At 71.7% G+C, this 17,933-nt stretch carries 16 protein-coding genes; 3 read left to right on the forward strand and 13 right to left on the reverse strand.

The genetic code is table 11. The annotated features are described in order from the left end of the window. Nucleotide 1: 1 nt before the first annotated feature. From ACFTZL_RS22820 to ACFTZL_RS22845, 6 genes are all read right to left on the reverse strand, one after another. On the reverse strand, nucleotides 2–751 hold the full coding sequence (locus ACFTZL_RS22820; protein WP_382585755.1) for an endonuclease/exonuclease/phosphatase family protein: 750 nt from the start codon (nucleotides 749–751) through the stop codon (nucleotides 2–4). Nucleotides 752–849: 98 nt separating this feature from the next. After that, nucleotides 850–1,803, reverse strand: coding sequence for an ROK family glucokinase (locus ACFTZL_RS22825; RefSeq protein WP_215121994.1), 954 nt, complete (start codon nucleotides 1,801–1,803; stop codon nucleotides 850–852). 71 nt (nucleotides 1,804–1,874) lie between these two features. Beyond that, complete coding sequence (locus ACFTZL_RS22830; RefSeq protein WP_382585758.1) at nucleotides 1,875–2,375, reverse strand: DUF5304 domain-containing protein; 501 nt, start codon at nucleotides 2,373–2,375, stop codon at nucleotides 1,875–1,877. Nucleotides 2,376–2,432: 57 nt separating this feature from the next. Beyond that, entirely contained in the window at nucleotides 2,433–3,602 is a 1,170-nt protein-coding gene (locus ACFTZL_RS22835; protein WP_382585761.1) for an ArsA family ATPase, read from the reverse strand. Nucleotides 3,603–3,666: 64 nt separating this feature from the next. Then, the gene (locus ACFTZL_RS22840; protein WP_382585764.1) at nucleotides 3,667–4,107 is read right to left on the reverse strand and encodes an SRPBCC family protein; all 441 of its coding nucleotides are present in this window, start codon (nucleotides 4,105–4,107) and stop codon (nucleotides 3,667–3,669) included. 111 nt (nucleotides 4,108–4,218) lie between these two features. Continuing rightward, on the reverse strand, nucleotides 4,219–4,974 hold the full coding sequence (locus ACFTZL_RS22845; RefSeq protein ID WP_382585796.1) for a metallophosphoesterase: 756 nt from the start codon (nucleotides 4,972–4,974) through the stop codon (nucleotides 4,219–4,221). A gap of 339 nt (nucleotides 4,975–5,313) precedes the next feature. Here ACFTZL_RS22845 and ACFTZL_RS22850 point away from each other — a divergent pair, with 339 nt between their 5' ends. Next, nucleotides 5,314–7,110: an AMP-dependent synthetase/ligase gene (locus tag ACFTZL_RS22850; protein ID WP_382585767.1), complete on the forward strand. Its 1,797-nt coding sequence runs from the start codon at nucleotides 5,314–5,316 to the stop codon at nucleotides 7,108–7,110. A 13-nt stretch (nucleotides 7,111–7,123) separates the two neighbouring features. Here ACFTZL_RS22850 and ACFTZL_RS22855 read toward each other — a convergent pair whose 3' ends face one another. Both ACFTZL_RS22855 and ACFTZL_RS22860 read right to left on the reverse strand, forming a co-directional pair. Continuing rightward, nucleotides 7,124–8,710 carry a GMC oxidoreductase gene (locus ACFTZL_RS22855; protein WP_382585770.1) on the reverse strand — a complete coding sequence of 529 codons (1,587 nt, stop codon included), beginning with the start codon at nucleotides 8,708–8,710 and terminating at the stop codon, nucleotides 7,124–7,126. A gap of 103 nt (nucleotides 8,711–8,813) precedes the next feature. After that, a complete protein-coding gene (locus ACFTZL_RS22860) occupies nucleotides 8,814–9,956 on the reverse strand; it encodes a glycosyltransferase family 4 protein (protein ID WP_382585773.1) in 1,143 nt (380 codons plus the stop codon). Between the two features lie 119 nt (nucleotides 9,957–10,075). Here ACFTZL_RS22860 and ACFTZL_RS22865 point away from each other — a divergent pair, with 119 nt between their 5' ends. Further along, complete coding sequence (locus ACFTZL_RS22865; RefSeq protein WP_382585776.1) at nucleotides 10,076–11,311, forward strand: glycosyltransferase 87 family protein; 1,236 nt, start codon at nucleotides 10,076–10,078, stop codon at nucleotides 11,309–11,311. Here the strand turns inward: ACFTZL_RS22865 and ACFTZL_RS22870 are convergent. Beyond that, nucleotides 11,272–12,594 (reverse strand): MATE family efflux transporter, encoded by a 1,323-nt coding sequence (locus tag ACFTZL_RS22870; protein WP_382585779.1) that lies wholly within the window; start codon nucleotides 12,592–12,594, stop codon nucleotides 11,272–11,274. The two genes, ACFTZL_RS22865 and ACFTZL_RS22870, sit on opposite strands and share 40 nt — an antisense overlap. A gap of 115 nt (nucleotides 12,595–12,709) precedes the next feature. Between ACFTZL_RS22870 and ACFTZL_RS22875 the strand changes: the two genes are divergently transcribed. Beyond that, the gene (locus ACFTZL_RS22875; RefSeq protein ID WP_382585782.1) at nucleotides 12,710–13,240 is read left to right on the forward strand and encodes a PadR family transcriptional regulator; all 531 of its coding nucleotides are present in this window, start codon (nucleotides 12,710–12,712) and stop codon (nucleotides 13,238–13,240) included. Here ACFTZL_RS22875 and ACFTZL_RS22880 read toward each other — a convergent pair. From ACFTZL_RS22880 to ACFTZL_RS22895, 4 genes are all read right to left on the reverse strand, one after another. Further along, nucleotides 13,228–14,412, reverse strand: coding sequence for a hypothetical protein (locus ACFTZL_RS22880; RefSeq protein WP_382585785.1), 1,185 nt, complete (start codon nucleotides 14,410–14,412; stop codon nucleotides 13,228–13,230). The genes ACFTZL_RS22875 and ACFTZL_RS22880 overlap by 13 nt on opposite strands. A gap of 33 nt (nucleotides 14,413–14,445) precedes the next feature. Next, on the reverse strand, nucleotides 14,446–15,459 hold the full coding sequence (locus ACFTZL_RS22885; protein WP_382585787.1) for an NlpC/P60 family protein: 1,014 nt from the start codon (nucleotides 15,457–15,459) through the stop codon (nucleotides 14,446–14,448). A 202-nt stretch (nucleotides 15,460–15,661) separates the two neighbouring features. Further along, entirely contained in the window at nucleotides 15,662–16,702 is a 1,041-nt protein-coding gene (locus tag ACFTZL_RS22890) for an NlpC/P60 family protein (RefSeq protein ID WP_382585790.1), read from the reverse strand. Between the two features lie 248 nt (nucleotides 16,703–16,950). Then, nucleotides 16,951–17,933, reverse strand: a 983-nt coding sequence (locus ACFTZL_RS22895) for an NYN domain-containing protein (RefSeq protein ID WP_382585793.1), incomplete at its 5' end; no start/stop codon positions are given.

Raw genomic sequence — 17,933 nt, forward strand, 5'->3', positions numbered from 1 at the left:
TTTATACGCGACCGGTAATCTTGTGGGCGGCCTGGCCGGGGTGTTGGTCGGGGGCCCCCCTCTGGTCTGTGTCGGTCACCCCGGGGTGACCGGCCGGCACGCCGCAGCCCAGTACCTCGATGCCCTTGGTCGCGAAGATCGCGTCGATGCGCTGGTAGGGGTCGGCGGGGGTCCAGGTGTGCTCGCCGCCCCAGGGCGCGGCGGCCCAGCAGTCGGTGAGACCGTCGGTCAGCCGGCGGAAGGTGCGGCCGTCCGGGCGCTCGTTCAGGTCACCGCCGGCGATCGCGTGCTCCACGCCCATCCCGGCGAGCCGGTCGAGGAGCATGCCGCCCTGCTCGTAGCGTTCGTCCTTCTGCAGCGACAGATGGCAGCTCAGGACGCCGAGCCGGGTGCCGGCGAACCGGACGACGGCGGTGGCGAAGCCGCGGCGGTGCAGGCCGGGGGTGAGGGGCAGGAGGACGTCCTCCGTGCGCTCGATCGTCGCCCGGAGCGAGCAGAGGATCGCCGGGCCCGCGGCTGTGGCGCCGCCGGTGAGGATGACGAGGTCGGCCGCGCGGGCCAGGCGGGCGAGTTTCTTGCGCCAGCGGAAGAAGCGGGGGGCTTCTTGGACGAGGACCAGGTCGGGGCCGCAGCCCCTGATCACGCGAGCCAGGGCGGCTGTGTCGTCGCGCATCGAGCGGATGTTGTAGCTGAGGACCCTGATGACCACGGAACCGTCGGGTTCGGTACGGGAGTTGGGGAGCAGGGGCATGTGAGCAATTTACGCCCAATGGGGCGGGGCGCGGGGATTGTGCGCGAGTGCCGGTCGGATGTGGCTGATCGCGCAGTTCCCCGCGCCCCTTGGGGCGATTACATGATCGGGTCGGGTTCCCTCGCCAGGTCCGCCGCGCCGACCAGGCCTGCCTTGTTGCCCAGTTCGGCCGCTCTTACCTCCGCCACCGGGCGCCAGTTGCCGCCGACCAGCCAGCGCTTGTAGGACTTGCGGATCGGGCCGAGGACCAGTTCGCCCTCGTCGGAGAGGCCGCCGCCCACGATGAACGCGGAGGGGTCGAAGAGGGAGGCGAGGTCGGCGAGGCCCGCGCCGACCCAGCGGGCCAGCTCGCGGTAGGAGTCGACGGCCACGCGGTCGCCCTGGCGGGCGGCCATGGAGATGTGCTTGCCCTCGATGCCCTCGGGCGTGCCGTTGCCGAGGCCGAGCAGGATCTCGGCGTTCTCCGGGGTGGCGTTGGCGCGCTGCTTGGCGTACCGGACGAGCGCGCGGCCCGAGGCGTACTGCTCCCAGCAGCCCTGCGAGCCGCAGCCGCACAGCAGGCCGTCCGGCACCATGCGGATGTGGCCGAATTCGGCTGCCACGCCGAAGTGCCCGCGGCGCAGCTTGTTGCCGATGATGATGCCGCCGCCGAGGCCGGTACCCAGGGTGATGCAGATGACGTTGCGGTGGCCCTTGCCCCCGCCGAACTTGTACTCGCCCCACGCCGCGGCGTTCGCGTCGTTCTCGACGACCACCGGAAGGCCCACGCGGGCCTCGACCTTCTCCTTGAGCGGCTCGTTGCGCCAGTGGATGTTGGGCGCGAAGTAGACCTCGGAGCGCTGCCGGTTCACATAGCCGGCCGCGCCGATGCCCACGCCGACGATGTCGTGCCCGACGCGTGCGCCTTCCACCGCCGAGGCGATGGCGTCCACGATGCCCTCGGCCGTACCCGGGGTCGGCACCTTGTGGGTCGAGAGGATGTTGCCTTCCTCATCGACCACGCCGGCCGCGATCTTCGTGCCGCCGATGTCGACGCCGATGGTGAGTCCCATGAATCCCTCAGTTTCGGTCGAGCCCCGCTATGGGCAACGGTACCCGAGAGGCCGAGGGCTCGGCCGGGGGCTCAGTCCAGGTCGATGCGCTCCCCGGGGCCGTCGTCGTCGCCCCGGTCACGGCGTTCGTCCAGGTCACGGGGATCGGTGTCGTCGTCGCGGCCGGTCCAGCTCCGCTCCTGGGCCTGCACGGCGGAGCGGTAGGCGGCGAGCAGTTCGTTCCCGGCCGCCGCCAGGTGGTCGAAGACGTCCGGGTTGCGCTCGATGACGGGTTCCACGGCGTCCTTGGCCTGTTGGACGACCTGCCGGACGACCTGCTGCGCGGCGGGCCCGGCGACCGCGCCGAACAGCGGGGACTCGATGCCGGACAGCTTGTCCGCGACGGCGTCGACGAGCTTCTTCAGTTCCTCGGCCGCGGAACCCGGAGGCGTGCCGTACTGAGCACGGCGGCGGGCCTTCTCCGCTTCGAGGTCCTCGGCGCACGCGGTCGCCCAGGCGTCGGCGTCGGTCGCCCGTACCTCGTCCACGGCCTCTTCGCGGGCGGCGTCGGACGGGGGGAGCTCTTCGCTCATGACGGACTCCTGACTACGGTTCGTCTCTACGACGTTACCCGAACGGGCGTACCGCGCTCACCGGGCCGTCGGCCACAGTTTCGGGTCGGGTGCGAAGCGGACGCGCAGCTCGCCCTCGCGCAGGGCGGCCCCGTCGACGGTGCAGCGGCGCAGCGCGGAGGGCAGCGGGACGATTCGGCGGAACCGCCCCGCGGTGACGACCAGTTCGTCGCCGCGCCGGACGAGGTCCAGTTCCTCGCGTATGGCGCCGGGCAGCGGGATGTGCCAGACGAGCACACCGTCCTCGCCGAGCCGGTCGGTCACGGGCCATTCGACCGGGTTGCCGGCGTGCTGGGCGCCGGGCGCCGCGAGGGCGGTGAGGTCGTCGGCGCCGCGCGGGTCGCGTCCCAGGTGGGCGACGGTGCGCACGTCGTACGCCTCCCGCCACTCCTCCAGCGTCTTGCGCTGCTGGGCGACCGGCCCGGCGAGCCAGGTGTCCGGGGACGCCTCGGGCAGGACGCGGTTGGCGACCACGACGTCGGTACGCAGGCCGCGCAGGGCGAGGCCGAGGCCGGCGGTGCGGACGGCGTCGGCACCGGCCGGGCCGGGCTCGGCGACCAGCCGTACGACGGTGTCGCGGTCGGCGACGATCGCCTCCACGGCCGCCAGCTCCAGATCCCAGCGGCCCGCCGTCTCGTACAGCCACTCGGCGGGCATGGGAACGCCGGCGAGCCGTCCCAGGACGGGGCGCAGGGCGCGGGCGGCCTGCCGTTCGGGCGGCAGCAGACGGCGCAGGTAGCGGCGCAGCTCCTCGGGCAGGGCGAGGAGGGCGAGGGCCTGCGGCGCCGGCGGCAGGTCGACGACGAGGAGGTCGTACGACTCCGACAGGGCCGCGTCGCGCAGGGCGCGCAGCAGGGCGAGTTCCTCCGCGCCGGGCAGCGGGGTGAGTTCCTCCGGGTCCAGCCGGGAGGCACCGAGGAGGTCCAGGGCGGAGGAGGCACGGTCCTGAAGGGCGGTGAGGTCTTTGCGGAAGTCCTGGGCGGGGTCGGGCCGCCAGGCCGTCAGACAGGGTGCGACTTCGACGGGCTCAGGCCCCGTGCCGCTCCCCAGCGCGGCACCGAGGGTGTCGGTGCGGTCGGTACTGAGGACGAGAGTGCGGGTGCCCTCGCGGGCGGCGGTGACCGCGGTGGCAGCGGCGAGCGTGGTACGCCCGCTACCGCCGGGGCCCATGATCAGGATGGTGCGCATGGGGATGAACGGTACCGGGCGTCGACAAGGTGCCCGGTGTCGCCGCCGACGTCGGGTGGCGTAGCTACTTGCCCGATTCCACGCGCTTCTTCAACCCCGCCAACGCCCGGTCGATGATGACCTTCTCGGCCTTCCGCTTGATCATCCCGAGCATCGGAATCTTGACGTCCACGGTCAGCACATAGGTGACCTCCGTACTCCCCGCCCCGGCGGGCTTGAGGATGTACGAGCCGTCCAGAGACCGCAGCATCTGGGACTTCACCAGCGTCCAGGACACCTCGTTCTCGCCGGTCCAGGTGTATCCGAGCACCTGGTCGTCCTTGATCGCACCCGCGTCCATGACGAGGCGCACCTGCTCGGCGCGGCCCTCCTCGTCGGTCTTGAGGACCTCCGCCTCCTTCACCTCGCCGGTCCAGTCCGGGTAGCGGGCGAAGTCGGAGATGACCGCCATGACGTCGGCCGGGGCTGCCTCGATGGTGATGCTCGAGCTGGTGTGTTCCGCCATCGCCGTGGCTCCTCCAGATACGGGCCGGTAAGACGTCGTCGTGCGCACGTGTGTGCAGCGTGAAGGCTACCGCGCACGGGGCCCGCCGATCTCACCCGACCTGGGACGTCCTCACCATTCCAGCGCCCAGGGCGTCCCGGTCCCCGCGAAGTGCCCCACGTTCACGCACTCGGTGGCCCCGATCCGCATGCGCCGCGTGAGCGGCTGGTGCACGTGCCCGAACAGGGCGTACCGGGGCCGGGTGCGGTGGATGGCGTCCAGCAGGGCGCGGCTGCCCCGCTCGAAGCGGCGGGCGACGGTGTCGTAGACCAGTTCGGGAACCTCGGGCGGGATGTGCGTGCAGAGCACGTCGACCTCGCCCACGGCCTCGATCTTCGCCGCGTACTCCTCGTCGCTGATCTCGTACGGCGTCCGCATCGGTGTGCGCAGGCCGCCGCCCACGAAGCCGAAGACCCGGCCGCCGATCTCGACGCGCTCGCCGTCGAGGACGGTCGTGCCGGGCCCGGCGTACTCCTGCCACAGCGGCGGCATGTCGACGTTGCCGTAGGTCGCGTACGTAGGAGTGGGGAACGCGGCGAACATCTCGGCGTACTGCTTGCGCACGGCCTTCTCGATCACCGAGGCCCGGTCCGCGCCGACCCCGGCCCACAGCCGGGCCCCGAGCTCCCGTGCCTCCTCGAAGCGGCGGGCGGTGCGCAGCGCCACGAGGCGGTCGGCGTTCTCGACGCCGAACAGGTCGGGGAAGATGCCGCGCGAGTGGTCGGCGTAGTCGAGGAAGAGGACGAGGTCGCCCAGGCAGATCAGGGCGTCGGCGCCCTCGCCGGCCCTGGCCAGGTCACGGGCGTTGCCGTGCACGTCGCTCACCACGTGCACGCGCGTCCTGTGGTTTCCGGCTGGTGTGGGTGCCATGGCGATCAAGAGTAGGCCGAGCGCTGTCCTTGTGAACAGTGGCGGCCCTACCTGCGGTTACTGGCCAGTCAGTTAGTACGTGGACTACTGTGCGCGAAGGAATACCCAAGTGTGTGACGCAGCGAACATCTCGACAGGAACCCCTGTCGCAGAAGCCATACCGGCGGGTAACGTCCGGGCCGTCCAGTCGTGCTCTGCATTTCAACAAGTGAATGCCTGAGTACCTGCCCGAGCCTTGGACCGCACCGTCGCAGCACACAACGTCGTGGCGCCGGCGCCCTATGAGGAGCAGCAGTCTTGCGCGAGTTCAGCCTTCCGGCTTTGTACGAGGTCCCTGCGGACGGAAATCTCACCGACATCGTCCGCAGAAACGCCGCGCAGCACCCGGACGTCGCCGTCATCGCCCGCAAGATCGGCGGTACCTGGCAGGACGTCACGGCCACCGCCTTCCTCGCCGAGGTGCACACGGCCGCGAAGGGGCTGATCGCCGCCGGTGTCCAGCCTGGCGACCGGGTGGGCCTGATGTCCCGCACGCGCTACGAGTGGACGCTGCTGGACTTCGCGATCTGGAGCGCGGGCGCGGTGACCGTGCCGGTGTACGAGACCAGTTCGCCGGAGCAGGTGCAATGGATCCTCGGTGACTCGGGCGCCACCGCGTGCATCGTGGAGTCGGACGCGCACACGGCCGCCGTCGAGTCGGTGCGCGACCGGCTGCCGGCGCTGAAGCACGTGTGGCAGATCGACGGCGGCGGTCTCGACGAACTGGGCCGGCTCGGGCAGGACGTCACCGACCGGACGGTCGAGGAGCGCGGCTCGATCGCCAAGGCCGACGACCCGGCGACCATCGTCTACACCTCGGGCACCACCGGCCGCCCCAAGGGCTGTGTGCTCACCCACCGCAGCTTCTTCGCCGAGTGCGGCAACATCGTGGAGCGGCTGCGTCCGCTGTTCCGCACGGGCGAGTGCTCGGTGCTCCTCTTCCTGCCGCTCGCGCACGTCTTCGGGCGGCTGGTGCAGATCGCGCCCATGATGGCGCCGATCAAGCTCGGCTGCGTCCCGGACATCAAGAACCTCACCGACGAGCTGGCCTCGTTCCGCCCGACGCTGATCCTCGGCGTACCGCGCGTCTTCGAGAAGGTCTACAACTCGGCGCGCGCCAAGGCGCAGGCCGACGGCAAGGGCAAGATCTTCGACAAGGCCGCCGACACCGCGATCGCCTACAGCAAGGCGCTGGACACTCCCTCGGGCCCGTCCTTCGGCCTGAAGATCAAGCACAAGACGTTCGACAAGCTCGTCTACAGCAAGCTCCGCGCGGTCCTCGGCGGCCGGGGCGAGTACGCCATCTCCGGTGGCGCCCCGCTGGGCGAGCGACTGGGCCACTTCTTCCGCGGCATCGGCTTCACGGTCCTGGAGGGCTACGGCCTGACCGAGTCCTGCGCGGCCACGGCGTTCAACCCCTGGGACCGGCAGAAGATCGGCACGGTCGGCCAGCCGCTGCCCGGCTCGGTGGTCCGGATCGCCGACGACGGCGAGGTGCTGCTGCACGGCGAGCACCTGTTCAAGGAGTACTGGAACAACCCCGGCGCGACCGGGGAGGCGCTGGCCGACGGCTGGTTCCACACCGGTGACATCGGCACCCTCGACGAGGACGGCTACCTCAAGATCACCGGCCGCAAGAAGGAGATCATCGTCACCGCGGGCGGCAAGAACGTCGCCCCGGCCGTGATCGAGGACCGCATCCGGGCGCACGCGCTGGTGGCGGAGTGCATGGTGGTGGGCGACGGGCGGCCGTTCGTGGGCGCGCTGGTCACCATCGACGAGGAGTTCCTGGGCCGCTGGTGCGCGGACCACGGCAAGCCGGCGGGTTCCACCGCGGCGTCGCTGTGCGAGGACCCGGACCTGCTGGCCGCGATCCAGACGGCGATCGACGACGGCAACGCCGCGGTGTCGAAGGCGGAATCGGTGCGGAAGTTCCGCGTTCTGTCCTCCCAGTTCACGGAGGATTCGGGCCACCTGACCCCCTCACTGAAGCTGAAGCGGAACGTGGTGGCGAAGGACTACGCGCACGAGGTCGAGGCGATCTACGCCAAGTAGTGCGCGAGCGGCGTCATGGCGCGGTGTCCTCCACGAGGACCCGCGCCATCGTGCGTTCGGCGAGGGCCGTGATGGTCACGAAGGGGTTGACGCCGATCGACCCGGGCACCAGCGAGCCGTCGGTGACGTAGAGCCTGCGGTAGCCCCTGACCCGCCCGTAGTCGTCCGTCGCCCGGCCCAGCACACAGCCGCCCAGCGGGTGGTACGTGAAATCGTCGGCGAAGACCTTGTTGCCCGAGCCGAACAGGTCGTACCGGTAGATCGTGGCGTTCGCCCTGTTGATCCGGTCGAACAGTTTCTTCGCCATGCCCACCGACACGGCACTCTGCGCCGCGCTCCATCCGAGCCGCACGGCGCCGCTCGCCGGGTCGTACGAGAAGGACGCCCGCTCCGGGTTCTTGGTGATCGCCAGATAGAGGCTGACCCAGTGTTCGAGCCCCATGGGCAGGGGCGCGATCTCGGCGAAGACGGGGTTGGCCGTGTTGGCCCAGTCGTCGATGCCCATGACCGGCATGGTCGACTGGTTCGCGCCCACCGTGTCCCACAGGTGGTTGGCCCGGCCGAGCATCACGTTGCCGTTGGTGCCCCAGCCGGTGCCGACGCTCGCGTCCAGGGCGGGCAGGGTGCCCGACTCCCGGGCGCGGACCAGGAGTTCCGTCGTACCGATGCTGCCGCCGCCGAGGAAGAGGTAGGTGCAGGCGTACTCCTTGGTCTCGACGACCGTGCCGGTGTCGTCGATCCGGTCGGCGCTCAGGACGTACGTCCCGTCGGCGGCCCTGCTGATCGAGGTCACCCGCTCCATGGTGTGGAGGGTGACGTTCCCGGTGCCGAGCGCGGAGGCGAGGTAGGTCTTGTCGAGGCTGCGCTTGCCGTGGTTGTTGCCGTAGATGACCTCGCCCGCGAGCGCGGATCCGGTCGCCGTGCCGGCCGCCTCGCGCTCCATGTGGCCGAAGTCGTAGACGTTGGGCACGAAGGTGGTCTTCAGCCCGGCGTTGTCCGCGTGTTTGCGGGAGATCCGGGTGAAGCGGTACCACTCGGTGGACTCGAACCAGGCCGGGTCGATGGTGTTGACGCCGAGCATGGAGCGGGCGCGCGGGAAGTACGTGCCGTACATCTCCGCGGTGTCCACGGTCGGGAACTGCTCGGCGAAGTAGGACCGGAGCGGGGTCACCGCCATGCCGCCGTTGACCAGGGACCCGCCGCCGACGCCTCGGCCGACGTACACGGACATGTGGTCGTAGTGCACGCGGTCCAGAACGCCCGGGTAGGCGCTGATGTCCTTGTTGACCAGGTCCAGCCACAGGAAGGTGGCCAGCGGGGCCTCCGTGCGGGTACGGAACCACATGGAGCGCCGGTCCGGGGTGCGGGTGGAGCAGAAGATCTTGCCGTCGGGGCCGGGGGTGTTCCAGAGCCGGCCCATTTCCAGGACGAGGGTGCGGATGCCGGCCTGACCGAGGCGGAGGGCGGCCACGGCGCCGCCGTAGCCGGAACCGACGACGATGGCGGGCGCGTTGTCCACGGCGGCCGGTTCGACGGCCGACGCGGACTGCAGACCGATGCGGGTGAGGCCGGACGCGGCGGCCGTCTGGAGGGCTATCATGCCCAAGATTTGACGTCTCGTCAGTTGATGACGTATCAGTTTTGCTGTCATGCGCGCAGCATGTGCGGATTTTTACGTTCCGCCTAGGGTCCGGGAGCCCCGCTCAGAGCAAAGCTTTGAGCTTCTCGGCCAGCAGGTCCCAGCGCCACTTCTCCTCGACCCACTCCCGGCCCCGCTCCCCCATCCTCCGGCGCAGCTCGGCGTCCCCGAGGAGCGTGACCACCCGCTCGGCGGTCTCCTCCGCCGAACCGCCCCGGACGACCCAGCCCGTCTCGCCGTCGAGGACCGCGTCCGGCGCGCCGCCGGAGTCGCCGGCGACGACGGGCAGCCCGGTCGCCGAGGCCTCCAGGTAGACGATCCCGAGGCCCTCGACGTCGAGGCCGCCGCGCCGGGTCCGGCAGGGCATGGCGAAGACGTCCCCGGCGCCGTAGTGGGCGGGAAGCTCGGACCAGGGGACGGCCCCGGTGAAGCGGACGGAGGCGGCGACTCCGGTCTCCTGGGCCAGCTTGCGCAGGTCACCCTCGTACGGGCCGCCCCCGACGATCAGCAGTACGGCGTCGGGCTCGGCGGCCAGGATCCGGGGCATGGCCCGGATCAGCGTGTCCTGCCCCTTGCGCCGCACCAGCCGGGACACGCACACGATCACCGGCCGGTCCGTCAGCCCGAGCCGCGCCCGGATCTCGTCGCCGCCCGAGTCCGGGTGGAAGGTCTTCTCGTCGACCCCGGGCGGAAGCTGCGCCATCCGTGCGGCCGCCCGCGGGCTCAGCGCGCCGGCGATCCGCGAGCGCGTGTACTCGCCGAGGTAGGTGACCGTGTCCGTGGAGTCCCCGATCCGGCGCAGTAGCTGCCGGGCCGCGGGAAGCTGGGCCCAGCCGGCCTCGTGCCCGTGCGTGGTGGCCACCAGCCGCTCGGCGCCCGCGTCGCGCAGCGCCGGGGCCATCAGGCCGAGCGGCGCCGCCGCCCCGAACCACACCGAGGTGCAGCCGTGCTCCCGCAGCAGCCCGACGGCACGCCGGGTGACGGCGGGTGTCGGCAGCAGCATGGTCGTACGGTCCCGTACGACGGTGAAGGGCTGTTCGGCGTCGAAGGCGGCCGTCGCCGCGACACCTTCCCGGCTCCGCTTCCACGTCGACGCGTAGACGACCAACTGCTGCGGGTCCAGCCGCAGCGCCATGTTGTGCAGAAACGCCTGGATGCCGCCGGGCCGGGGCGGGAAGTCGTTGGTCACGATCAGGGTCTTGCGCACGTCGCCGACCCTACCGAACCCGACCCTCACAGCCGTGCGGGGCAGCTCTTATGGCACGCTCACAGCTCTCCGGGACATCATGACCCCATCGACGGAGCACGCGGACGGGCAGGGATCAGGTGAAGAGGACGGGCACGAGGCGGTCCCTGGCATGGCTGCCGGTGATCTGGTGTCTCACGAGGCCGGCGCTGCTGCTGTTCGTGATGAAGGTGTACGTCTTCCCGGGCCCGGACGTGACGAGCGACGTGCACGTGATCTACCAGGGCTGGTACGACGTCCTGCGCACCGGAACGTTCCCTCAGAACGACGTCACCTGGCAGTACCCGCCCGCCGCCGCCCTGGCGATCCTCTCCCCCGCGCTGCTGCCCTTCCTGCACTACGCGACCGCGTTCTTCGTCCTGGTCTGCGTCACCGACCTGGCCGTCCTGGCCCTGCTGGCGTACGCCGGGCGGCGGCCCGGCCGGACCCTGCGCGGCGCCTGGGTCTGGGTCGTGGGTGTCCCGCTGCTGGGTCCGACGGTGTACGCGCGCTACGACGTGATGGTCACGGCCGTGGCGGTGGCCGCGCTGCTCGCCGGGGCCCGGCACCCGAAGGCGATGGGGGCGCTGGCGGCGTTCGGCGCGCTGCTGAAGGTCTGGCCGGCGATGCTCCTGCTGGCCGCCTGCCGGCGGAGCGCCTGGGTGTCGGCCCTGGTGACCGGCATCGCGGTGACGGGCGTCTTCGCCCTGGCCATGCCCGGCGGGTTCGCCTTCCTGACCTTCCAGCGCGACCGGGGCACCGAGGTGGAGTCGCTCGGCGCGCTCGTCTTCCATGTCGCCCGGCACTTCGGCTGGCAGGGCACGGTGCTGCTGAACTACGGCTCGATCGAGTTCCTCGGGCCGTATGTGAGCGAGGTGAGCACGGGCGCCCTGTTCCTGACCGGTGCGGCCTTCGGCTGGCTGGTGCTGTGGCGGCTGCTGGCCCGGCGCTTCGAGGAGCACACGCTCGCCGACGCGGCCTTCGTGGCGGTGCTGATGTTCACGACCACCAGCCGGGTGATCAGCCCGCAGTACATGGTGTGGCTGGTCGGGCTGGCCGCGGTGTGCCTCTGCTTCCCCGGGAGCCGGATGCGGCTGCCGGTCGGCCTCGTCCTGGTGGCGTGCTTCGTGACGGTGCTGGAGTTCCCGCTCTACTTCGCCAACGTGGTGGCCAGCGACGGCCTCGGCCTCACCCTGCTGTTCCTGCGCAACGGCCTCCTGGTGGCCGCCACCCTCCTCGCGGCTCGCGCCCTGTGGAAGGCGACGGTGCCGCGCACGGTCCCCGCTCCCCTGCCGTCTCAGCCCGCCCGCGCCGGCGAGACCCCCGTCTCCTCCTGAGCCGGGGCCCGCCGGAACAGCACGCCCGCCAGCGCGCACTGCAGTGCTGTCGCGAGCGCCAGCGCGAGACACACCCCCGGCAGCCCGAGCCCCGTCAGGCTGTACGCGAGCGCCAGTTGGACCGCGGTCCCGAGCACGGTCACCCGCAGCAGCGCCGAGGCGGCCCCGCTGCCCTCGAAGACCCCGCCGAGCGCGATGAGACAGGCCATCAGCAGCAGCCAGGGCCCGACGCAGCGCAGAAACAGCACCCCCTCGCGCGCGACCCCGGGCCCGGCGCCGAAGGCGGCCATGAGCCACGGGGCACCGGCGGCCAGCAGTACGGCCGCGGTGAGGCCGAGGGCGCCGGAGACGAGCACGGCCTGCCGCCCGATCGCCCGCCGCTCGTCCTCCCCCGCGCCCCGGGTGTGCGCGGTGTGGATGGCGGCGGCCTGGCGGACGGCGTAGAAGGCCATGGTCGCCACGTACATGACCTTGTAGGCGATCGCGTACGCGGCCACCGCCGTCACCCCGAGCCGGGCCACGATCGCGACCAGGACCAGGGCGCCCGTCTGCCGCACGGTGAAGTCGGCGGACATGGGCAGACCGGTCGACAGCGTCCGGCGCAGGGAGACGGCCAGGGACTCGCCCGCCTCCGCCTCGCGTGCCTTGCGCAGCAGCGCGTTGCGCCGCACCGCGACGAGTCCCGCCGCGAGCGCCACGGACCGGGACAGCACCGTGGCGGCGGCGGCGCCCTGGACGCCGTAGAGGTGGATGAAGAGCGGGTCGAGGGCCAGGATCAGGCCGTTGGACAGCAGGGCGAGCCGCAGTGGGGTTCTCGTGTCGCCGGTGCCTTTGAGAAGGCCGTCGACGAGTTGCTGGGCGAAGAAGACGGCCATGCCCGGCAGGGAGAGCGTGAAGTAGGCGACGGCGAGCGGGAGGGCGGCGCTGTCGGCCCCGCCCAGCACCAGCCGGGCCAGCGGTTCGCGTCCCAGCAGCCCTCCCGCCACCACCGGCGGCGTCACGAGCGCCCACAGCGCCCATCCGCCGCGCACCGCCGCCCGTACGGCCACGGGGTCGCGGGCGCCCCGGGCGTGTGCGACCAGCACGGTCGTGCCGGAGCCGAAGACCAGGGCGATGCCGAGCAGCACGTTCTCCGTGTTGGTCGCCACGGCCACGGCGGCCACGGCCGGTCCGCCCAGCCGGGCGACCCAGACGGTGTTGATGATCCCCGCGGCGACGGAGGCGAGCAGCGAGAGGTAGACGGGTCCGGCGAGCAGGAGCAGGTGCTTGCGATGGGCGTTCACGGTGGTTGTCCCCCCTGGTCCTGACCATCACTAGTAACCATCGAAACGAGCTATCTCGAATCGAGGTAGCTCGTTAAGAGGTAGCATGCATCAGACGTCACCCGCAAGGAGGACCATGCTGGAGCTGTCGATCCTGGGCTTCCTGGCCGAGGAGCCCCTGCACGGCTATGAGCTCAAGGAGCGCATCAAGGCGCTGTCCGGCCATGTCCGGCCGGTGAGCGACGGCGCGCTCTACCCGGCGATCACGCGCCTGGTCGGGGCGGGCCTGCTCGACCAGCACACCGAGCCGGGCGCGAGCGCGGCCCCGCGCCGCATCCTCGCCCTCACCGACCGGGGCCGCGAGGAACTGCTGGAGCGGCTGCGCCGGCCGAAGCAGACCGAGATCACCGACCAGGTCCGTTTCAACACGGTCCTGGCGTTCCTGCGCCACCTGCCCGACCGGCACGAGCAGGCCGCGGTGCTGCGCCGCCGGCTGGACTTCCTGGAGACCCCGACGAGCTTCTTCTACGCGTCCGGCAAGCCGGTCCGCGCCGAGGAGGCGGACGACCTGTTCCGCCAGGGCATGCTCCGGGTCGCACGAGCGACGGGCGAGGCGGAACGGGGCTGGCTGCGGGAGACGGTCGCGCTGCTCGATCAGCCGAGCTGAGCCCGCAGATACTCCTGCCAGTCCTCCGTGAAGGCCTCCGGCGTCGTCCCCAGCACCTCCCGCATCGCCTCCGCCACCGCCCCGGCCCGCTTCCGGTGCTCCCCGACGGCCCGGTAGAACTCGCCCAGCCGGGACTCGCCCCAGCGGTCGGCGATCAGCCGGCACGCCGTCCAGCCGCTCTCGTAGGCCCGGGCCAGGCGGCTCGCGTCTCCGGTGAAGCCGAAGTCCTTGTCCTCCGGCAGCGCGGCCGGTAGCTGCCCCTGGCTCACCGCCCGGGACAGCTCCGGCGCGGCATCGGAGGGGACGCGGCCGGTGGCGCGGTAGCCGACCCAGTCGGCGTACCCCTCGGACAGCCAGAGGGGGGTGGCGGCACCGGTGTGGGCGCGGGTGGCGACATGGGTGGTCTCGTGGGTGACGACGACCTGCTCGCCGAGGCTGCCGAGGAGCGCGAAGGCGTCCGGGTTGACGATGATCCGGTCCGCCGGCGCCCGGGCCGGAGCGCCCGTCTCTCCGGTGGTGACCGCCGCGATCCCGCGGTAGGAGGAGGCGGGCGAGCCGAGCAGCCCCGCCATCCCCTCCAGGGACTTCGGCACGAGTACGACCACGTGCCGGGACCAGTCCGTGCCCCACGCCTCCGACACGGCGGGCACCGCACGGTCGGCCAGTTCCGCGAAGTCGCGCAGCGACCGGCCGGACTGCCCTACGCCGAGGACGAGGCTGCGGGCGCCCCGGACGGTCTGCACCGCCCCCTGGTCCCACAGTTGCTGCGCGGACTTCTTCGCGGGCCGGTCGGCTTCGACGGACCACCGCCCGTCCGCGTCCCGGCTCAGCCGCAAGGTGCGGCCCGCGGTCACCGGCGCCCGGTCGTACCCGGCGACGCGGTAGCGCAGTTCGGCGTCGGCGGTGGCGGTGGCGCCGGTGCGGCGCACCTCGGTCACCCGGTACGACCAGGCGGCCAGCGGCACCGCGCGCAGACGGGCGAAATCCACCCCTGTGCCCGTCCGTTCGTAGGCCCGCTCGTCGCGGTCGAGGACCGCTGCGGCCCGCCGGTCCAGGAGCCGCTGTACCTCGGCCGTGGCACTGTCGGCGGCGGACCGCCCGCCGCACCCGACCAGGGCGACGAGCAGCACGACGAGCGCCACCACCGCGGACCCCGACCTTCGACCAGCCACGTTCCCGATCGTACGGGCGCCGGGCCGCGCGGGTCAGACCCTGGTGACCGAGGAGACGGGCATCATCCCGACCGGGTCGTAGCGCACGGGTGCGCCGGGGTAGGGCGCGTGGATGACCTGTCCGTTGCCCATGTACATCCCGACATGGCTGGCGTCGTCCCGGTAGACGACCAGGTCACCGGGGCGCGCCTCGGACAGCGGGACCTGCCGGCCGGTGTACCGCTGGGCCTGGGAGGTGCGCGGCAGGGAGACCCCGGCCTGCGCGTACGACCACTGCGTCAGGCCCGAACAGTCGAAGCCGGAGGGGCCGTTGGCGCCCCAGACGTAGGGCCTGCCGACCACGCTGCGGGCGGCGGCCACGGCGGCGGCCCCGCGTCCCGAGGCGGCGGTGGCGTTCCCGAGGTAGGGCAGGTCGCCGCGGCCGGAGCGGGAGGCCCGGTCGTAGGCGGCGCGCTCGGCCGCCGGCAGGGAGTTCAGCAGCCGCCGGGCCGTGGCGAGCTTCCGCTCGACGGACTTCTTGTGGACGGCGACCGTCTTGCGGCTCTTCTCCAGTTCGCGGAGCTTCCCGGCGGCCTCCTCGCGGTCCTGGGCGAGTTCGCGCATGGCGTCCTGGAGGTCCCTCAGCTCACCGGCCTGGTGGGCGGTGACGCGGTCCAGCCGGGCGGCCCTGTCGAGGTAGTCCTCCGGGTCGTCGGAGAACAGCAGGGCGAGGGCCGGATCGAGGCCGCCCGAGCGGTACTGGGCGCCGGCCAGCGAACCGAGCGACTCCCGCATGGAGTTGATGCGCTGCTGCTGCCGGGCGATCCGGTCCCGGGCGCTGCCGGCCTCCTCGCGCAGCTCGTCGGCGCGCTCGTCGGCCTCGTTGTAGGCCTCGGTGGCCTTCTCGGCCTGCTCGTAGAGGCGGTCCACCTCGGCCCGGGTGTCGTCGTGCGGTGCGGACGCGGCCGGTACCGCGCACAGGGCGGTGGCCGCGACGGACAGGAAACCGACCGCGGCACCGGCGCCCCGGTCGAACCCGGACGGTGCAAGTCGGCGATGGGACCCCACGGGAAGCCGCTCTCCTTCCGCTGACGGACATGGAAACGCGGCAGACAGTAGCCTCGCGATCGGGGGCAGCCAACGACCATCCGTGGGTGTGCGGCACGACGCCCCGCCGCTGACGCAGGTCACCGGCGGGGCGTGGGCTTACTCAAGGCTGTGGTGATTCCCCCGAATGGCGGACACGGTTGTCCTCGGGGGGTGCCGTTCGTCAGACGCGGACGCCGAACATGAACGGGCCGCCGATGGTGTCCATCGACTCGTAGCGGACGACCGTGCCGGTGCGCGGGGCGTGGATGATCTGCCCGTTGCCGGCGTAGAGGCCGACGTGGTGCAGGTCGTTGAAGAAGAAGACCAGGTCGCCGACCTTGAGCTGGCTGACCGAGGAGATCCTGGTGCCGATCTGGGACTGCGCCTCGGAGGTGCGCGGGATCTGCATGCCGGCCGCCGCGTAGGCCCGGGAGGTGAGGCCGGAGCAGTCGTAGGAGCTCGTGCCGGTGGCGCCGTAGACGTAGGGCTTGCCGAGCTGGCTCTGGGCGAAGGCGTAGGCCGCGGCGGCCCGGCCCGAGCCGGTCGGGACGTTGCCGCTGATGGCGTCGCGCTCGCTGTCCCGGCTGGCGCGGTCCTGCTGGGCGGCGAGCGCCTGCTTCTCGGCGGCGGTGAGGCTGTTGAGCAGCTTCTGCGCGGAGCCGAGCTTGCCCTGGACTTCCTTCTTCTTCTTGCCCAGTTCGGTGCGGGTGGAGGCGAGGTCCTTGAGCTTCTCGGAGGCCTCGGCGCGCTCCTGGGCGAGTTCGCGCTGCTTCTCCTGGACCTTCTTGAGCGCCTCGACCTGCTGGCTGCTCAACTGGTCGAGCGTGGAGGCCTTCTCGAGGTAGTCGTCCGGGTTCGAGGAGAGGAAGAGCTGGACCGAGGGGTCGATGGAGCCGGTGCGGTACTGCGACGCGGCCGCGAGGCCCAGGCTGTCGCGCAGCTCGTTGAGCTCCTCCTGGCCGCGGGCGACGTTGTCCTGGATGGTGGAGATCTCCTTCTGGAGCTTCTCCTGCTTCTCCTTGGCCCCGTTGTACTTCTCGGTGGCCTGCTCCGCCTCTTCGTAGAGCTTGTCGACCTTCGCCTTGACCTCGTCCTTGCTCGGCTTCTCGCTGGGGGCCGCGTTGGCGGCCTGCGAGCTGAAGGCGACGGCAGCGGCGGCGGCGGTGGTCAGCACGGTCACACGTGCGCGGCTCGGCTGCTTCGGACGACGGTGGGACGCCACGGGTGAAAGCTCCTTCTGCCCCCTCCGCCGTCTCTCCCGATGAGTGATCACCCGAGCGGAGGTTTCGGAGCCTGACCCTAGTGACCTTCCTGTGATCAGTTCAAATCCTCAGATGAAAAATTGCGTCACAGTGAGCCAACTTTTCCCCTGGACTCACAGGCGGTAAGACTCACTTGACTCAACGTGGCCCACAGGTCTCATCAATTCGGGCATCACGCCCGGACGTTACGCATCGCCCGTACGGGCGCCTAGGCCCGCGAAAGACGCTTGAGGAGCATCGCCGAGGCCACGGGGCGGGCACCGGCCCGGGCCACCCCGTCGGCGACCTCCCGGTCAGTGGACGCGACGATGACCGGCCTTCCGGGTGGTTCGGCGCGCACCAGTTGACGGATGAGCTCGTCGGCGGTGACGCCCGGCTTCGAGAACAGCACCCGCACCCCGCGCGGCGGTGCCAGCAGGACCGGCGCGGCCAGCTCGGCACCGTCGAAGACACACGTCACCTCGGCGCCGCTCTGCGCCGCCAGTTGCGAGAGCTGCCCCAGCAGCCTGAGGCGCTGCTTCTCCAGCGGCATCTGCGGATAGCCGGTCTTGGTGACGTTGTAGCCGTCGACGACCAGATGGGCCTGCGGCAGCGCCAGCAACTGGTCGAGGACCTGCGGGTCGTTCTCGGAGAGCGCGCGGGCGGCGATGTCCTTCGGGGTCATCCGGCCCGGCTCGACGGCGTCCACGGTCTCGGCGGGCCGTACCGACACCGGCGGCAGGGCCAGTTCGCGCCGGAGCCCCTGGGTGGCGTCCAGCAGGGTGTCCAGCAGCAGCCGGACCCGCATGTCCTCGACGCTGCGGCCTTCGCGGGCGGCCCGGCGCGTGGCCTCCAGGGCCGCCTCGGCCTCCCCCAGCCGGGCCTTGAGCCGCCGGGTCTCGCTCTCGGCTGCGGACACCTGGGCATGCCCCTCGGTGCGGAGCGCCTCCATCTCGCCGTGCGCCTTGCGCAGGGCGGCCTCTCCGCGCTTGACGTCGCTGAGGGCGGCGCGGAGCTTGCGGTGCAGCGACTCGGATTCCCTCTTGGCCGATTCCAGCTCCGTGCGCAGCCGCTCGGTCTCGGCCCTGGTGTGGTCACGGGCCCGGGCCAGCTCGGCGCTCAGCCGCTCCAGCTCGGCCCGGCTCTCCTCGTCGGCCCGCTCGGCGTCGGCCCGCTGGGCCTCCTCGCCGGCGGCGGTCACCAGCTTCACCC

This window comes from Streptomyces sp. NPDC056948, assembly GCF_042674225.1.
Lineage (GTDB): Bacteria > Actinomycetota > Actinomycetes > Streptomycetales > Streptomycetaceae > Streptomyces > Streptomyces purpurascens.